The organism is Xenorhabdus littoralis (assembly GCF_033949345.1).
Lineage (GTDB): Bacteria > Pseudomonadota > Gammaproteobacteria > Enterobacterales > Enterobacteriaceae > Xenorhabdus > Xenorhabdus littoralis.
Genome location: NZ_VCDP01000025.1, coordinates 152,237 through 170,297 on the forward strand (window position 1 = coordinate 152,237; position 18,061 = coordinate 170,297).

The following is an 18,061-nucleotide window of genomic DNA, read 5'->3' on the forward strand; positions in this document are numbered from 1 at the left end:
ATGCGGAATGACCTCAAAATAGGATAAATTCCGCAAGATCACAAAGCCTCTTGAGTATAGAGCTTTTGCCAGTAATGGAAAGCGGTTATCATGCCGATTTATTGATTAGCCGGAGGTGACGGGTAATGCCATCATTTGATATTGTTTCAGAAGTTGATATGCAAGAAGTGCGTAATGCGGTAGAGAACGCACAGAGGGAGTTAACCAGCCGTTGGGATTTTCGCAACGTCAGCGCGAGTTTTGAATTAAACGAAAAGAATGAGTCGGTCAAAATAGCGAGCGAATCTGATTTTCAGGTGAATCAATTGGTTGATATTCTTCGTGAAAAATTTTCTAAGCGTGGAATTGATGGTTCTGTGCTGAATATCCCTGAAAATATGGTTCACAGCGGTAAAACATACAGTGTAGAAGCAACTATGTTGCAAGGTATTGATACACCGTTGGCGAAGAAGATTGTAAAGCTGATTAAAGATAGCAAGCTGAAGGTACAGGCTCAGATTCAGGGCGAACAAGTGCGGATAACAGGTAAAGCCCGTGATGATCTGCAAAGTGTCATCGCATTGGTTCGTGGCGCAGAGCTGGGACAACCTTTTCAGTTTACTAATTTCCGCGACTAACTTCTGTCATAGGCAATAATGAAACGGGCACCTCTTCATCATATTTTGCTGATGTATTCAGCATGGCTCACTGAAGCCGATTTGGGGAGGTATCCGTTTCATTACGCCCCGTGCGCAATATGTAACCACATCACCTTTGGGTAATTTGGAAATTCAGTCCATTGGCTAAGTTACAAATATCGCAAATTATTCATGGGATAATACAATCTGCTCTAACTGTTCACGGTTGGTCAGTTTGGTATCGACTTTAATATAGGCACTGAATTCTTCTGATGCGATAACGACATCTTTTACGCCCGCCTGCGCCAATATTTTTTTCGCCAAAACTTCAGGGGTGTTGAGTTGCTTTGGCAAAATGATCCTGATACTGCTGACATATGGAGGCTGACGTAATGTTAGGCTGATAATAAACCAGAGCGCAGTCAACGCGATACCACCCATAAAGACCAATGATGCTCCTTGCAGTTCGTAAAGCATTCCACCAAGGCCTCCCCCCAACGCAACACCCAGAAATTGGCTGGTAGAGTACACGCCCATGGCTGTGCCTTTGTAACCCGCTGGTGCCTCTTTACTGATAAGTGAAGGCAGAATGGCCTCCATGATATTAAATGCAAGGAAGAATATTTGAATACCGACAAAGATCCCCCAAAGATGTGAACCTTGTGACCATAAGACGGCTTCAGCAATGAACAACATACCGATGCAAAGTAAAAACACCTGCTTCATGCGGCGTTTAGTTTCTGCATAAATAATAAAAGGCAAAACAGCAACAAAAGAGATAAGTGTGGTAATTAAATATACTTTCCAGTGTTGTTCTGGAGGAAAACCGACTTTCTCCATGATGAGGGGCAGGGCAACAAAGCTCGACATCAATAAAGTATGCAGGCTAAGAATACCGAAATTGAGTTTTAATAGCTGAGGATCGGATAGCACACGCTTAAAACTGTCTCGGGCGATCCCGGATTCGCGATTCAGTAAATGCGTCTGGGTATTTGGTACTGCGAATAGAGTGATCAAAATTCCACATCCAGCCAAGACAGCGATTGCCCAGAATAAACCATTTAAGCCGATGTGGTGGGTAATAATAGGGCCAACGACAATAGCAAAAGCAAATGTAATACCAAAGCTAATACCAATAAATGCCATGGCTTTTGTTCGGTTCTGTTCGCGGGTTAGATCAGAAATTAATGCCATGATTGCGGCGGATATCGCCCCTGTACCCTGCAAGGCTCTACCGATAATAATGCCCCAAATGGAATCGCTTAATGCGGCAATAATACTCCCTAATACAAAAATGAGTAGTCCACCGATAATTAAGGGCTTTCTGCCTATTTTGTCTGAAAGCAGGCCAAATGGGATTTGAAATATTGCTTGTGTTAACCCGTATATACCAATGGCAATCCCGATCAGTGCTTCGGTTGCACCATGTAATTTCAGGCCATAGGTGGTCAGAACAGGTAAAACCATGAACATGCCTAACATGCGCAGAGAGAAAACGGAACCTAAGCCCCATGTCGCCCGAAGTTCAAGCGGAGTCATTTTATTATCGTTCATGGATACCTCAAAAAAGCTGGTATGACATTTTACTTTGATGGGGGCAAACTAAAAAAACATATTTGCAACCGAATCATTTGCCATTGAATAAAAGCGATAAGGGAAAGGAAAAGATGGCAGGGAGATCCCTGCCATCTTTGAGATTACCAGACGTAAGTCAGTAGGTTTTCTGGCGATGCTGATGAATCTACAGACATCATGACGCTTAATGACATGATAGCGACAATAGAAAACATAAATAGTTTACGAGCCCAAATACGGTCATCAGAGGTTTTATAACCTGATAATGCCATACCCAGCCACCAGATACTGACTGCTGCGGCTACGATAAGGTATTTATAACCAGCATAGCCACTGATAGTCAGCATTAAAGTGGCTACCATAAAGGCCAGAATGTACAGAGTGATGTGGTTTTTCGCGACGGAAATACCTTTAATCACCGGTAATACTGGAATGTTAGCGGCTTGATAATCTTTGAACCGAAAAATAGCAATGGCGTAAGAGTGGGGCATTTGCCACAAGCTGAAGATCAGCAATAAGATCAGCGCACCTGTATCAAAGTGCCCTGCTACCGCACAGTAACCAATTACGGGAGGTGCTGCGCCTGACAAGCTACCAACCAGTGTGCCGTACACAGATTTCCTTTTCATGTAGAGGCTATAAACCCCGACATAGATAATAAATCCGATAATAGCTAACTGCATTGCTAAGGCATTGGCTGCTACATAGAGCAGCACGATGCCAGCAATACCTAGCACTGCGGCATAAATCAGGCTGATTTTCGGGTCTATAAGCCCTTTCACAAGGACTCTTTCTTTCGTTCTTTCCATGATACGGTCGATATCGCGGTCGATATAGTTGTTGAATACACAACCTGATGCTACCACCAGCGATACCCCGACCATCGTTGCAAAGAATAAGGGGTAATCTATTACGCCCCTGGAAGCGAGTAGAAAACCACCAATCGCAGAAATTAGATTTCCGAAAATAATTCCTGGTTTGGTCACTTGCAGGTATTGCTTAATCATTCAAATCAACCCTTAATCAACCATCATATTGATGTTCAGGTTGTACATAATCCACAGGGAGCCAACAACAACGATAACGATGACCAGTAATGTGAATAGTAAAGCAACGAGATTCCAACGCTCTTCAGACGATGTATTCATATGCAGGAAGCAGATGAAATGAACAAAAATCTGAACGACAGCCATCGCGACTACTGTTACGAGGATGGTGCTGTGTGAAGCTGTACCTTCCATCACCATCCAGAATGGGATCACGGTCAGAATGACTGACAGTACAAAACCAATCATATAGGTTTTGAAGCTACCGTGGCTGGCGCCGGAATGAGAAGTATTTGGATGACTCATTACATAGCTCCCATCAGATAAACGACAGTAAATACACAGATCCATACCACGTCAAGGAAGTGCCAGAACAAACTCAGGCAATTCAGACGAGTACGGTTCATGTCAGTCAGACCACGACGTGAAACCTGAACGATCAGAACGATAATCCAGATCAGGCCGAAGGTGACGTGCAGACCGTGAGTAGCAACCAGTGCGAAGAAGGAAGACAGGAATGCGCTACGATCCGGACCAAAGCCTTCTGAGATCAGTTTATGGAACTCATACACTTCCATTGAAACGAAGCCAAGGCCGAACAGGAAGGTAATGAACAGCCACAGGTTAACCTGTGCAACTTTACCTTTGTTCATGTTCAGCATAGCGAAACCATAGGTAATACTACTGAACAGCAGCAGGAAGGTTTCGACTAGAACAAAATCCAGTTCAAAAATATCTTTACCTGTTGGGCCGCCAGCAGTGCCGTTAACCAGCACTGCATAGGTAGCGAACAGACTTGCAAACAGAACCAAGTCACTCATCAGGTAGATCCAGAAACCAAATACTTTATTGGCACCTGTATCGTGATGCCCATGATCGTCATGGGCTACTGTGTTATTAAGGGTTTGAGTCGACATTATTTCACACCTGCCTTTCTCAGTTCTTCGTAACGCTGATTTTCAACTTTCTCGACTTCAGCTACAGGGACGTAGTAATCAACGTCTTCGTCAAAGCTTTTCACGATGCAACTGATAACGATGCCAGCAAAGCTTCCAATAGCCATCCACCAGATATGCCAGATAAAAGCAAAGCCTAATATCAGACAGAATGCGCTGATGACCACGCCTGCTGCTGTATTTCTAGGCATATGAATTTCTTCATATTTGGCAGGCCGTTTATATTCAGTGCCTTTTTCTTTTATATCCCACCACGCATCACGAGTCTGAATGTGTGGAACTTCAGCAAAATTATAGAATGGAGGTGGAGATGAAGTTGACCATTCAAGGGTACGAGCACCCCATGGATCACCCGTCAGATCACGGTTTTGTTCACGGTCACGGATACTGACGTAGAACTGGATAACCTGACACAGAATACCCAAGGCGATTAAGACAACGCCGCCAGCGGCAACAACCAGCAGTGAGTGGAATTCTGGGTTGATATCTTGGCTCAGACGACGGGTCATACCCATGAAGCCCAGTGCGTACAGCGGCATGAAGGCAACGAAGAATCCAGAGATCCAGAACCAGAATGCGCGGACACCCCATTTTTCGTTCAGTGTGAAACCGAACGCTTTCGGGAACCAGTAAGTAGTACCTGCGAAGCAGCCGAATACCACACCGCCGATGATGACGTTATGGAAGTGAGCAATCAGGAACAGACTGTTGTGCAGAACAAAGTTCGCGCCAGGTACTGCCAGCAGAACACCAGTCATACCACCAATGGAGAAAGTGACCAGAAAGCCGACAGTCCACAGCATCGGGGTTTTGAATTCGATACGCCCACGGTACATAGTGAACAGCCAGTTGAAGATCTTAACCCCGGTTGGGATAGAGATAATCATCGTGGCGATACCGAAGAAGGCGTTGACGTTCGCGCCGGAGCCCATGGTAAAGAAGTGGTGCAACCATACGATGAACGACAGGATGGTAATAACGATTGTCGCCCACACCAGTGAGGTATAACCAAACAGGCGTTTTTTCGAGAATGTTGCAGTGACTTCAGAGAAGATACCAAAGACAGGCAGAACCAGAATGTAAACTTCAGGATGACCCCAAGCCCAAATCAGGTTGATGTACATCATCATGTTGCCGCCCATATCGTTGGTAAAGAAATGGGTGCCCAGATAACGATCCAGAGTTAACAGTGCAATGGTGACTGTCAGGATTGGGAACGCAGCAATGATCAGTACGTTGGTGCACAGTGAAGCCCATGTAAAGACAGGGAGTTTCATCATGGACATACCTGGTGCACGCATGCGCAGGATGGTCACGAAGAAGTTAACACCTGTCAGCAATGTACCTACACCGGAGAGCTGAAGACTCCATATCCAGTAATCGACCCCGACCCCGGGATTATATTCCAGACCGGACAGAGGCGGATAGGCTAACCAACCCGTTTGTGCGAACTCACCGACCCCCAGAGAGAGGTTGATCAGTACTACACCAACAACAAACAGCCAGAAGCTTAAAGAGTTCAGGAATGGAAATGCAACGTCGCGCGCACCGATTTGCAGAGGAACAACAATGTTCATCAGACCGACAACGAAAGGCATTGCCATGAAGAAGATCATGATAACGCCATGGGCGGTAAAGATCTGATCATAATGGTGCGGGGGTAGGAAGCCTGCTTCACCAGCAGAAGCGAGGGCTTGCTGTCCACGCATCATGATGGCGTCAGCAAAACCACGAAGCATCATTACCATGGCTACGACGATGTACATGACACCGATTTTCTTATGGTCAACGCTGGTTAACCATTCACTCCAGAGCCATTTCCATTTACGGAAATAGGTTAAGGCACCAGCAACCGCCAGCCCCCCAAGCAAGATCCCAAGCAATGTCACCACAATAATGGGTTCATGCAATGGGACCGCATCCAGTGTTAATTTTCCCCACATGCCTTTATTCCTCAACACCTGCATGAGCCGGCTGACTCATATTCATATTATGACCCGCAGCTTCACCATGTTCTGTTTTACTATGGCTTGATACACCAAACATACCACCATGGCCCATATCACCCATGAATTTGGCGATAGTTTCTTGGAACAGTTTTGGTTTCACGCTTGAGAAGTGTTCAACAGGATTGTTTTGGCTCTGTTTAGCCAATTCATTGAATGCTTCTACGGTATCCAGGGTTTTAGATGATGCTTTAACTTTCTGCACCCACTCTTCAAAACCTGCACGATCATCAGTTGCAGTTGCAGTGAATTTCATGCCTGAGAAGCCATGACCACTATAACTTGCTGAAAATCCGTCGTATTTACCCGAAGAATTAGCAATCAGGTGCAGTTTTGTTTGCATACCTGCCATTGCATAAATCTGACCACCTAACTGTGGGATGAAGAAAGAGTTCATCACAGAGTCTGAGGTGATTTTGAAGTTAATCGGAACATCTTTAGGGAATACAATTTCATTTACGGTAGCAATACCCTGCTCCGGGTAGATGAACAGCCATTTCCAGTCAAGGGAAATAACTTCTATCGTCACCGGTTTTACATCACTGTCCAGTGGCTTATATGGATCGAGCTCATGAGTCGTTTTCCATGTAATGGTCGCCAGGACGATGATAATCAGGACAGGTACAGTCCAGACGACAAGCTCAATTTTATTTGAGTGTGCCCAGTTTGGACGATAAGTTGCAGATTTATTGGCTTCCCGGTAACGCAAGGCAAAAACGATTGCCATTACAATAGCCGGGATAACAACGATCAGCATCAAGCCAAACGCCGTCAGTATCAGCGTTTTTTGCTCAACGCCGATCGCCCCTTTGGGATTCATCAATACCATATCACAACCGCTTAGCATTAAAGTGGCTGCAAGTAATGACGATAACCCAATAGTTTTTTTGTATTTCATAAGTCTCATTGAGCGACCCCAGATAACAAAAGCTTTATTGTCGTTTCATCAGTGGGGGCATTCTACGGTATGGTTACCGGAGTGTAAACAATTGTAATGGAAGCAGGATGGCTTGTAGGCTTTTTATGTTAGAGGGATCACATGTGATATTAAATTTAACAAAACGTTAATTTCACACTGTTATTTGCACAAAAAATCAAAACCCGCAATGTTTTTAATGTAACTAACTATTTTAAAAGATAAAAAATTAGTTAAAATCAAAGAAAAACTACTTGGATATGCTTTTTAATAATAGGATAACTATTATTTATGAGTATCGATGAGCAGCGAAAGGCTGCTCATCTGTTAAATTAGTTGTTAAAAGTTATATTTTACACTGTAAACAATACCATCCTGTAGGAAATCTTCTCCCAATTTGTTATCTGCGTAGCGGTATTGAATTCCTGTTGTAAAAGAAGGATGTGGAGTCCACCACAATGCGATAGCACCGTTAACGCCTTCGCGTCCGCCGTTGCCGTAGCGCTTATTGCGGTTCAATTCAACTTCATTCCAGTTTGTAACACTGAATTTTTGTTCCCAGAGATTAAAATCGTATCCAGCTACCCAGCCTACGACATAGCCGTTATTTCCTGAGTAGAAAGTTTGGTCAACATAATGAAGTGCGACGAAAGGTTTGAACCACAAACCAGCAAGAGTAGTATTGTAGCCCAGTCCATAAAGTGTATTGACTTCATGGAAGTTACCACCGTTAGCTTTACCCGGTAGTGAATAGGTTCCATAAACATGACCGTACAGGTTGAAACCAGTATCACCCAGATAGAAGCGACCCGTTGTTTTGAAAGTATAGCGTTGGTTGTCACCCGGTTGTGCAGTTTTGCTGTTAAATGGATTTTCTAAATCAGCGAAACCATATAGCTCACCCCAACTGAACCCTGCGCCACCTTCTAATTCCAGATAAGCAAAGTCGTCTTTATGTGAGGTCTGACCGGTTTTGTGTGTGGTGTGTTCGTTCCAGTCAAGGTAGTTCATGCTGACATTAGCAAATCCCGACTGGTATTCCGCACAAGCTGAAGCAGAAATCAAGGCAGTAGCAGCTGCAGTGAGTGTCAAAATATGTCTTTTCATAAATTCCCTTTATATGGCTTTAGGATAATAAAAATATTTCGAATAGTTCGAAATAAAATAGGTTCAAATAATAATATTTGTTAGTGTGAATATAAATAATCACGCCCTGAAAAAGATGTTTTTCAAGTCACATAATTGTGGTTTTTTATTCTACTTGTGATCTTTGTCACTAAAAAAATGCAACAGAAGACTGAACTTTGTCGGCCTTCTGTTGTAACTAAATGCTGGAAAGGAACGGAAATGGAGGAAATAAGTTAAGCCAATTTGCTTTTCTTCAACGCTAAATAATCCAGCATTCCTCCCAAGAGAAGACCTGAGACTCCAATGATTACACTCAAGGATAACATCGGGGATATCCAATCACTTAAATTGTTCATATATAGAATATGTTGTGAAGATATTGCATATATCAGGGGTACAAAATGCGTGACGGAAAATAACAGGATGCTGAGGATCAACCAAGCGATAAACAACAGAGCTGCGAGTATCATGATAATAAAGGCAGACTGATAATATTTTTTGAATAGGGTCCGCGCAATAAAACTGTCCGTTTTTTGAGTGTAATCAAGCGTCTTACGGCAGGCAAACAACAGTACGAGCCCAGGTAATCCGATAATAACAGAGAATAAATAAAACATTGGCCAACCATTCTCTTCTGCGAACCATCCAGCCATGGGGCCAACATATATTCTACCAACGGCTGATAATGCTGAAAGCAAAGCGAACTGGGTTGCTGAGAATGACTTATTGCACAAGGTCATCAATAGAGCGACAAATGCCGCAGTTCCCATACCACCACAGATATTTTCTATAAAAATAATTGCTCCCATTGAATAGATATCTTTAGGAGTAACAGCGAGTATCCAGTAACCGAAGTTTGAAACGGTTTGAAGAATACCGAATATCATCAAGGCGCGGAACAGGCTCAGCTTATGCATCAAATACCCACCGTACAACGCGCCAATAATAGTAGCCGCGAGTCCGAATGTTTTATTGACCATGCCGACCTCCGGGGGATCGAAGCCGACACCACGAATAAGGAATGGCGTACTGAGGGAGAGAGCAAAAGCATCAGCCAATTTATACAGCACAATTAACAGCAGGATAAGCCAGGCATTATTTCGACTGAAAAAATCTGACAAGGGTTCGAATACGGCCTGACTCAATGTTTTTGGTGGGGCTGTATTAATTTCTGGTTCTTTGGCTGTCAGAGTGGCGTAAACACCAATCAGCATTATACCCGCCATAACCCAATACATACTTTGCCAGCTAATATAAGCTGTCATTAATAAAGCAAGACCACCCGAAGTCAGCATAGCCAACCGATACCCCAGTACAGAGATAGCAGCTCCTGAGCCTCGTTCTTCTTGTGTCAGCAGGTCGGTTTTATAAGCGTCAAAAATAATATCCTGGGAGGCGGAGAAGAACGCTACCGAAACGGCTAATGCAGCGAGCCACCATAAATGTTGGGATGGTTGGAGAAAACCCATTGCCGCGATACTGGCTATCAATAAAAGCTGAGTCACGAGCATCCATCCTCGCCGTCTTCCTAAAAACGAGGGAGAATATCGATCCATGGCGGGGGCCCAGAGGAACTTAAAAACATAAGCCTGACCAACCAAAGTGAAAAAACCGATAGTCCGGATATCGACGTTTTCGACAGTCATCCATGCTTGTAACGTTCCTGCGGTGAGTGCCAACGGTAGGCCTGAAGCAAAGCCCAGCAATAGAAGAGCCCGATATTTACGTAATGCAGATAGGTTTAAATAACGATGATTAGTCATGAGCCTTCCAAAAACTTTCTGCATAACATCTGATTTGCCAGAATCAGGCAGAAAGTTTACTCCTTATCCGGTTAGCGGACGTTTTGTTTAATAAAGGTGCTGATTGACGAATCCTGAGCCATATCTGCGATTACGTCGGATAAGACAGTATTTACTGCATCCGCAATTTTTGCGTTTGTTGCACTTAATGGCCCCTGAACGTTGTAGCTGGTACGGTAATTTTTGATTTGTTTACTACCATCTTGTGCATAAACAATAATCGATATTTCTGCTTTTGTTGAAATATCATGACGCAGGCTACCTTCTTTCACGTCGGCATAGAGCTGATTCACGATAACTTGCAAATTAGCATCAGCAGGAGAACCTATCATATAGCCACGGGCTACCATTTGTTTTTCCAGGGCTTCTTGCAGTAAAAAACGTAAATCTCGGGAAGGAACTAATGTGACTAATCGTGCATCACGATTAATTTGAGCCAGGGCTTGAGATTGGCGATGATCGGCCCCACTAATATTGATTGTTATCGCTTTCATTGTTGGATCTGCTGGCGGCAAGGTAATTTTGGGCTGAATAGCTAATGTATTGCCTGAGCCTGCACAACCAGATAAGGCCGCTAAAAAGAAAAGCGTAATCAATGGAATAAATATTTTCTTTAGCATTTTAGGTTTCTCAATTCAAGATACGGATACCCGATATATTAATACAGGTAGTATAAACCGTCGCAATCATAGCATTGCCAGTAGTGGCGGCATATCCCTAATGATTGAAACATAGGGGAAAATACCTAAAGTAAATTCTGTTGAAGAGATTTGTTTATCCCGATGTTATAAATCACGGGAAATAAACTAGAATCAGTTATGTGGTTGATAAATAACCTTTGGTGATTAAGGAGAATGAGATGGTTCGTCAGGAAATAGAAAGAAAGTTACAGGCGGCATTTAAGCCTTCTCATCTGGAAGTGGTCGATGAAAGTTATCGTCACAATGTGCCTGCGGGTTCTGAAAGCCATTTTAAAGTTATTGTAATAAGTAATGACTTTGTTGAACAAAGAATACTCAATCGCCATCGCTCAGTATATAGTGTTTTGGCTAAAGAATTGGAGGAGGGAGTGCACGCTTTGGCGCTCCACACTTATACGGAAAAAGAGTGGGCAGAATTGGGCGATAGCGTCCTGTCTTCACCTGCGTGTCGTGGCGGGAGTAACACGACGTCAATTTTTTGATATTTTCAGGCTAATCTAATAGTCTCTTCATTTTTATTTTATTACTCTAGATTTAATTTTAGATTGCAGCTTTCGGGCTGTATTTTTGTTTATATTCATAGCGCATAAACAATATCGTGATGTAGTCATTGGGCAACGTTTATCACATAAGTCAACGAATCTTGCATGCTTTTGCCTGCAATTCTCGACTCATACTGTCTGCGTCGCTATAATGTTGCGTCTAAATTTTTAGAATGGTTTCGGGACGCTTCTGATCACAGGGATTCTCGGTTTTTAAATGCGACCGCCCCGGTTCTTAAAGAGTACTGCGATTAACTGAGTGTTAACTATTGCAGCTATTCTGAAGTTGATCGAGCACTATGATTTTTTTGAGGTAACAAGATGCAAGTTTCTGTTGAAACAACTCAAGGCCTTGGGCGTCGTGTGTCAATCACCGTTCCTGCTGCCGATATCGAAAAAGCAGTTAGCAGTGAATTGGTTAATGTAGCAAAGAAAGTCCGTATCGACGGCTTCCGTAAGGGCAAAGTGCCAATGAAGATCGTTCAGCAGCGTTACGGCGCTTCTGTTCTTCAGGATGTTCTGGGTGATCTGATGCAACGTAATTTCATCAATGCGATTATTGAGCAGAAAATCAACCCAGCCGGCGCACCAAGCTATAAACCAGAACAGTTTAAAGACGGTGAAAACTTCACTTACGCAGTTGAGTTCGAAGTTTATCCAGAAATTGAACTGAAAGGTCTGGAAGAAATTGAAGTTGAAAAACCTGTTGTTGAAGTAAAAGATGCAGACGTTGACACCATGCTGGATACTCTGCGTAAACAGCAGGCAACTTGGAAAGAGACTGATGAAGCAGCAACAGCGGAAGATCGCGTAACTGTTGATTTCACTGGCACTATCGATGGTGAAGAGTTCGAAGGCGGTAAATCAACTGATTTCGTTCTGGCAATGGGCCAGGGCCGTATGATCCCAGGTTTTGAAGATGGTGTTGTTGGTCACAAAGCCGGTGAAGAATTTACCATTGATGTGACTTTCCCAGAAGATTACCATGCAGAGAACCTGAAAGGTAAAGCGGCGAAGTTTGCTATCAACCTGAAGAAAGTTGAGCAGCGTGAACTGCCAGAACTGACTGAAGAGTTCATCAAACGTTTTGGTATCGCTGATGGTACTGCTGAAGGTCTGCGTGCCGAAGTTCGTAAGAACATGGAACGTGAACTGAAAAATGCAGTTCGTAACAGCATCAAAACTCAGATTCTTGATGGTTTGGTTAAAGCTAACGAAGTTGACGTTCCTGCAGCAGTTGTTGATGGTGAAATTGACGTACTGCGTCGTCAGGCAGCTCAGCGTTTTGGCGGCAACGAGCAACAAGCTCTGGAACTGCCACGTGAACTGTTCGAAGAGCAGGCGAAACGCCGCGTTGTTGTTGGTCTGCTGTTAGGTGAAGTTATCAGCAGCAATGAACTGCAAGTCGACGAAGATCGCGTTAATGCGCTGATCGAAGAGATGGCGGCAGCTTACGAAGATCCGAAAGAAGTTGTTGAATACTACAGCAAAAATAAAGAAATGCTGAACAACGTTCGCAACATTGCTTTGGAAGAGCAGGCCGTTGAACTTGTTCTGAGTAAAGCAAAAGTTTCTGAAAAAGAAACTGGCTTTAATGATCTTATGAACCAAAATCAAATGGCATAAGTTTCATTTATTGATTGCCTGAGATGATGAAATCTCACTTTCAATAGAAATAAACCCGCAGGCTATGCTTGCGGGTTTTTTATTGCTCTTGAAAAAAAACAGATTTAACCTCATATCCTTTCTTACTATTATGTAAGAGCTTACTACTTTTTAGAGGGGAAAAAGCCCCTTGTTAGTTAACTTTGGATCATGGTCATCATCGCTTATCTCAAGTAGAATCAGTTATGAATGGCACCAGCGTGAGTTCTATTAGGAGACGGAAATGTCATACAGTGGCAAGCAAGATCAATATGCACCTAACATGTCTTTGGTGCCGATGGTGGTTGAACAAACAGCGCGTGGGGAACGTGCATTTGATATTTATTCCCGCTTATTAAAAGATCGTATTATTTTTCTGACTGGCCAAGTCGAAGATCATATGGCGAACCTGATTGTCGCTCAAATGTTATTCTTGGAAGCAGAAAACCCAGAAAAAGATATTCATCTATATATCAACTCTCCGGGTGGGGTCATTACGGCAGGAATGTCTATTTATGACACGATGCAGTTTATCAAACCTGATGTGAGTACTATTTGTATGGGGCAGGCCTGCTCAATGGGCTCATTCCTACTGGCCGCTGGAACAAAAGGCAAGCGTTTCTGTCTGCCAAATTCCAGGGTTATGATTCACCAGCCACTAGGTGGTTTCCAAGGGCAGGCGACTGACATTCAAATCCATGCTCAGGAAATACTTAAGGTTAAAGCCCGTATGAACGAATTGATGGCGAAACATACCGGGCAATCACTTGATAAGATTATTGAGGACACAGAACGTGACCGTTTCTTATCAGCTGCGGAAGCCGTAGAATACGGACTGGTTGATAGTATATTCACCCAGCGCAACTAATTATTGACTTATTGACAATTACTTTATTACTCCGATGAAACCCTTTTTAGGGCGTTTTTTTGTGTTGACGTCTTGCTAGGCGGAGTAATAACAGCGTTTTTTCTGTTATGCCAGATACACTGGGATAACAGTTCATAAAGTGAGGTTGACTGATGACAGATAAGCGCAAAGACGGTTCAGGAAAGCTGCTGTATTGCTCTTTCTGCGGGAAAAGCCAACATGAAGTGCGGAAATTAATAGCTGGCCCGTCAGTGTATATCTGCGATGAATGTGTCGATTTATGTAATGACATCATTCGCGAAGAAATTAAAGAGCTAGTGCCACATCGTGAGCGTAGTACATTGCCTACCCCTCATGAAATTCGTCAACATCTGGATGATTATGTCATTGGTCAGGAACCGGCGAAAAAAGTATTAGCAGTGGCTGTCTATAACCATTACAAAAGACTGCGTAATGGTGACACCAGCAATGGTGTGGAATTAGGCAAAAGTAATATTCTGCTGATTGGCCCGACAGGTAGTGGTAAAACCCTGCTTGCTGAAACACTTGCCCGTTATTTAGACGTTCCATTTACTATGGCTGACGCCACGACGTTGACTGAAGCGGGTTATGTTGGGGAAGACGTAGAGAATATTATCCAGAAACTTCTGCAAAAATGTGACTACGATGTGCAGAAAGCACAACGTGGTATCGTGTATATAGATGAAATAGATAAGATTTCCCGTAAATCCGATAACCCTTCCATTACGCGTGATGTATCGGGAGAAGGGGTTCAGCAGGCTCTGCTGAAACTGATTGAAGGCACTGTGGCAGCAGTTCCGCCTCAAGGTGGCCGTAAGCATCCGCAGCAGGAGTTTCTGCAAGTTGATACTTCCAAAATCCTGTTTATCTGTGGTGGTGCATTTGCAGGCTTGGACAAAGTGATCAGCCAGCGTTTGAATGTCACTTCAGGTATTGGTTTTAGTGCTACAGTTAAGGGTGAATCGGAGAAGGCAACAGAAGGCGAGTTGCTGGCTCAGGTTGAACCAGAAGATTTGATCAAATTTGGATTAATTCCTGAATTCATTGGTCGTCTGCCCGTTGTGGCAACATTGACTGAACTTAGTGAAGAAGCCCTGATTCAGATCCTACAGGAACCGAAAAATGCGCTGACCAAACAGTATCAGGCCCTGTTTAATCTTGAGGGCGTAGAACTGGAGTTCAGGAAAGAAGCTTTAACTGCCATCGCGAAAAGGGCAATGGCGCGTAAAACAGGTGCCCGTGGTCTTCGCTCAATTGTTGAAGGTGTTTTGCTGGATACAATGTATGACCTGCCATCAATGGAACATATAGAGAAAGTTGTTGTTGATGAAACGGTTGTTGAAGATAAATCCGCACCATTATTGATATATAGCAAGCCGGATGCCCAAGTTTCTGGTGAGTGAAAAAATGGGGCAGGAAATACCGATTATCAGTATGCACTGAAAAAAATAAATGAGGGGTTCTCCCTCATTTTGCTTTTTGCAGGTATAGGCTATTGAATGTCAGATTCCTGTCCCCATATATTTTATATTCTTTGAAGTGAAACTCGTGAAAACCGTGTTTCACGAGATTCCTAAAAACTGGCGAAAGCTGTACCCAATAGATTTCGAGTTGCATCGCGGCAGCAAGTGAATGAATCCCCGAAAACATAGCTGACTATGTGATTTGGATGAATGAGCTCAGTCAACAAAGAGGCAGCTTAAAAGATGAAGGGTATAAACGAAGAGAGAGCTCTATGAATCCTGAGCGTTCTGAACGCATAGAAATCCCTGTATTGCCTTTGCGCGATGTAGTGGTTTACCCACATATGGTGATCCCTCTGTTTGTTGGGCGTGAGAAGTCGATTCATTGCCTGGAAGCAGCAATGGACCATGACAAGCAGGTCATGTTGGTCGCGCAAAAAGAAGCATCCACTGATGAACCGGGAGTCAATGATCTTTTCTCCGTAGGTACAGTAGCTTCTGTTTTACAGATGTTAAAATTGCCAGATGGCACAGTAAAAGTTCTGGTCGAAGGCTTACAGCGTGCCCGCATTACCACCCTGACGGATAATGGTGAGTATTTTTATGCTCAGGTTGAATATCTTGAATCCCCTGATGTCGATGAGCGTGAGCAAGAAGTTCTGGTAAGAACCGCTGTTAATCAGTTTGAAGGTTACGTCAAACTGAACAAAAAGATCCCACCAGAAGTATTGACATCATTACACAGTATTGAAGATGCGGCAAAATTGGCTGATACCATTGCCTCACATATGCCTTTGAAAATCGACGATAAACAGGCTGTTTTAGAAATGTCTGATGTTGTTGAGCGCATTGAATATCTGATAGCCATGATGGAGTCAGAAATCGATCTGCTACAGGTAGAAAAACGTATCCGCAATCGCGTTAAAAAACAGATGGAAAAAAGCCAGCGCGAGTACTACCTGAATGAGCAAATGAAAGCGATTCAGAAAGAATTGGGTGAGATGGATGATGCACCTGATGAGTATGAAACGCTGAAACGTAAGATCGAAAATGCGAAAATGCCTAAAGAGGCACGCGAAAAAGCAGAAGCTGAACTGCAGAAATTAAAAATGATGTCTCCGATGTCAGCTGAAGCGACGGTTGTCCGTAGCTATATCGACTGGATGGTACAAGTTCCTTGGGTCGCGCGTAGCAAGGTAAAAAAAGATTTAGTGAAAGCTCAGGAAGTGCTGGATATAGACCATTATGGTTTGGAGCGCGTCAAAGAGCGTATTCTTGAATACCTTGCAGTACAAAGCCGTGTCAGCAAAATCAAGGGACCGATACTTTGTCTGGTAGGGCCGCCGGGCGTAGGTAAAACTTCATTGGGTCGTTCCATCGCGCGTGCGACTGGGCGTAAATATGTACGTATGGCATTGGGTGGCGTACGTGATGAAGCTGAAATTCGTGGACATCGCCGTACCTATATTGGTTCCATGCCGGGCAAATTGATTCAGAAAATGTCCAAGATTGGGGTTAAGAACCCACTGTTCCTGTTGGATGAAATTGACAAAATGTCATCTGACATGCGTGGTGATCCGGCTTCAGCTTTATTGGAAGTCCTTGATCCTGAACAAAACGTGGCATTCAACGATCACTACCTTGAAGTAGATTACGATCTGTCTGATGTAATGTTTGTAGCAACGTCTAACTCCATGAATATTCCAGCGCCATTGTTGGATCGTATGGAAGTCATTCGTCTGTCGGGCTATACCGAAGATGAAAAACTGAATATTGCCACACGTCATTTGCTGCCAAAACAGACCGAACGTAATGCTCTGAAGAAAGGCGAGTTGAGCATAGATGACGGCGCAATTCTCGGCATTATCCGTTACTACACCCGTGAGGCTGGCGTTCGTAGTCTGGAACGTGAAATCTCTAAATTGTGTCGTAAGGCAGTTAAAGCATTGTTGATGGATAAGACGCTCAAACACATTGAAATCAATGCTGATAATCTGAAAGATTATCTTGGTGTGCAGCGAGTGGATTACGGTCGTGCCGATACAGAAAACCGTGTTGGTCAGGTAACTGGTCTTGCATGGACCGAAGTGGGTGGCGATCTGCTGACGATTGAAACAGCCAGTGTTCCGGGTAAAGGCAAATTGACCTATACCGGTTCATTGGGTGAAGTGATGCAGGAATCCATTCAAGCGGCATTAACAGTGGTTCGGGCTCGTGCAGATAAATTGGGCATCAGTTCTGATTTTCATGAAAAACGTGATATCCACGTTCATGTACCTGAAGGAGCGACACCAAAAGATGGTCCAAGCGCGGGTATTGCAATGTGTACTGCGTTGGTTTCCTGTCTGACGGGTAATCCGGTTCGCGCTGATGTCGCAATGACAGGGGAAATCACTCTGCGTGGCTTGGTTCTGCCTATTGGCGGTTTGAAAGAAAAACTACTGGCAGCGCATCGTGGCGGAATTAAAACTGTCATGATTCCAGATGAAAATAAACGCGATCTGGAAGAGATCCCTCAGAATGTGATTCAAGATTTAGATATTCATCCCGTTAAGCGCATAGAAGATGTTTTATCTATTGCTTTGCAGGAGCCTGTATTTGGGGCAGAAGCAGTTTCACTAAAGTAGTACAAAAATTAAATAGTACAAAAATAGTGAGCTAACTCAAGAATTGTATATAAAATTTAAGCTGGCGAGTAAATTCAGACTTGCCAGCTTTTTTGTGGCATTAAGTTAGCTTAGTCTAATTATCTGATTAAATATTTTGCTGTTCCATG

15 protein-coding genes are annotated in these 18,061 nt (G+C 43.5%); 6 read left to right on the forward strand and 9 right to left on the reverse strand.

The window, feature by feature from the left end:
• The first annotated feature begins 125 nt into the window (after positions 1-125).
• Entirely contained in the window at positions 126-617 is a 492-nt protein-coding gene (locus FE394_RS07765) for a YajQ family cyclic di-GMP-binding protein (protein WP_319925818.1), read from the forward strand.
• Positions 618-803: 186 nt separating this feature from the next.
• Here FE394_RS07765 and FE394_RS07770 read toward each other — a convergent pair whose 3' ends face one another.
• The 9 genes from FE394_RS07770 to FE394_RS07810 all read right to left on the reverse strand — a co-directional run bounded on the left by FE394_RS07770 (position 804) and on the right by FE394_RS07810 (position 10,666).
• Positions 804-2,171 (reverse strand): MFS transporter, encoded by a 1,368-nt coding sequence (locus tag FE394_RS07770; protein WP_319925819.1) that lies wholly within the window; start codon positions 2,169-2,171, stop codon positions 804-806.
• Between the two features lie 143 nt (positions 2,172-2,314).
• Entirely contained in the window at positions 2,315-3,199 is an 885-nt protein-coding gene (gene cyoE / locus FE394_RS07775) for a heme o synthase (RefSeq protein ID WP_319925820.1), read from the reverse strand.
• A gap of 12 nt (positions 3,200-3,211) precedes the next feature.
• Complete coding sequence (locus tag FE394_RS07780; RefSeq protein ID WP_319925821.1) at positions 3,212-3,544, reverse strand: cytochrome o ubiquinol oxidase subunit IV; 333 nt, start codon at positions 3,542-3,544, stop codon at positions 3,212-3,214.
• A complete protein-coding gene (locus FE394_RS07785) occupies positions 3,544-4,155 on the reverse strand; it encodes a cytochrome o ubiquinol oxidase subunit III (protein ID WP_319925822.1) in 612 nt (203 codons plus the stop codon). Before FE394_RS07785 ends, FE394_RS07780 begins: the two co-directional genes overlap by 1 nt.
• Positions 4,155-6,137, reverse strand: a complete 1,983-nt coding sequence (gene cyoB, locus FE394_RS07790) for a cytochrome o ubiquinol oxidase subunit I (RefSeq protein WP_319925823.1) — start codon at positions 6,135-6,137, stop codon at positions 4,155-4,157. Before cyoB ends, FE394_RS07785 begins: the two co-directional genes overlap by 1 nt.
• A 4-nt stretch (positions 6,138-6,141) precedes the next feature.
• Positions 6,142-7,107, reverse strand: coding sequence for a cytochrome o ubiquinol oxidase subunit II (gene cyoA / locus FE394_RS07795; protein ID WP_319925824.1), 966 nt, complete (start codon positions 7,105-7,107; stop codon positions 6,142-6,144).
• A 348-nt stretch (positions 7,108-7,455) separates the two neighbouring features.
• Complete coding sequence (locus tag FE394_RS07800) at positions 7,456-8,223, reverse strand: nucleoside-specific channel-forming Tsx family protein (protein ID WP_319925825.1); 768 nt, start codon at positions 8,221-8,223, stop codon at positions 7,456-7,458.
• Between the two features lie 254 nt (positions 8,224-8,477).
• Positions 8,478-10,007 carry a muropeptide MFS transporter AmpG gene (ampG, locus tag FE394_RS07805; RefSeq protein WP_319925826.1) on the reverse strand — a complete coding sequence of 510 codons (1,530 nt, stop codon included), beginning with the start codon at positions 10,005-10,007 and terminating at the stop codon, positions 8,478-8,480.
• 71 nt (positions 10,008-10,078) lie between these two features.
• The gene (locus FE394_RS07810; protein WP_319925827.1) at positions 10,079-10,666 is read right to left on the reverse strand and encodes a lipoprotein; all 588 of its coding nucleotides are present in this window, start codon (positions 10,664-10,666) and stop codon (positions 10,079-10,081) included.
• 239 nt (positions 10,667-10,905) lie between these two features.
• On the opposite strand from FE394_RS07810, the gene bolA reads away from it, so the two are divergent.
• The 5 genes from bolA (at position 10,906) to lon (ending at position 17,912) form a co-directional block, all read left to right on the forward strand.
• On the forward strand, positions 10,906-11,229 hold the full coding sequence (gene bolA / locus FE394_RS07815; RefSeq protein ID WP_319925894.1) for a transcriptional regulator BolA: 324 nt from the start codon (positions 10,906-10,908) through the stop codon (positions 11,227-11,229).
• 381 nt (positions 11,230-11,610) lie between these two features.
• Positions 11,611-12,915 (forward strand): trigger factor, encoded by a 1,305-nt coding sequence (gene tig / locus FE394_RS07820; RefSeq protein ID WP_319925828.1) that lies wholly within the window; start codon positions 11,611-11,613, stop codon positions 12,913-12,915.
• Between the two features lie 262 nt (positions 12,916-13,177).
• Positions 13,178-13,801 carry an ATP-dependent Clp endopeptidase proteolytic subunit ClpP gene (gene clpP / locus FE394_RS07825; protein ID WP_319925829.1) on the forward strand — a complete coding sequence of 208 codons (624 nt, stop codon included), beginning with the start codon at positions 13,178-13,180 and terminating at the stop codon, positions 13,799-13,801.
• 152 nt (positions 13,802-13,953) lie between these two features.
• Positions 13,954-15,225, forward strand: coding sequence for an ATP-dependent protease ATP-binding subunit ClpX (gene clpX, locus FE394_RS07830; protein ID WP_319925830.1), 1,272 nt, complete (start codon positions 13,954-13,956; stop codon positions 15,223-15,225).
• A gap of 332 nt (positions 15,226-15,557) precedes the next feature.
• Entirely contained in the window at positions 15,558-17,912 is a 2,355-nt protein-coding gene (gene lon, locus FE394_RS07835) for an endopeptidase La (protein ID WP_319925831.1), read from the forward strand.
• The last annotated feature ends 149 nt before the right edge of the window (positions 17,913-18,061 follow it).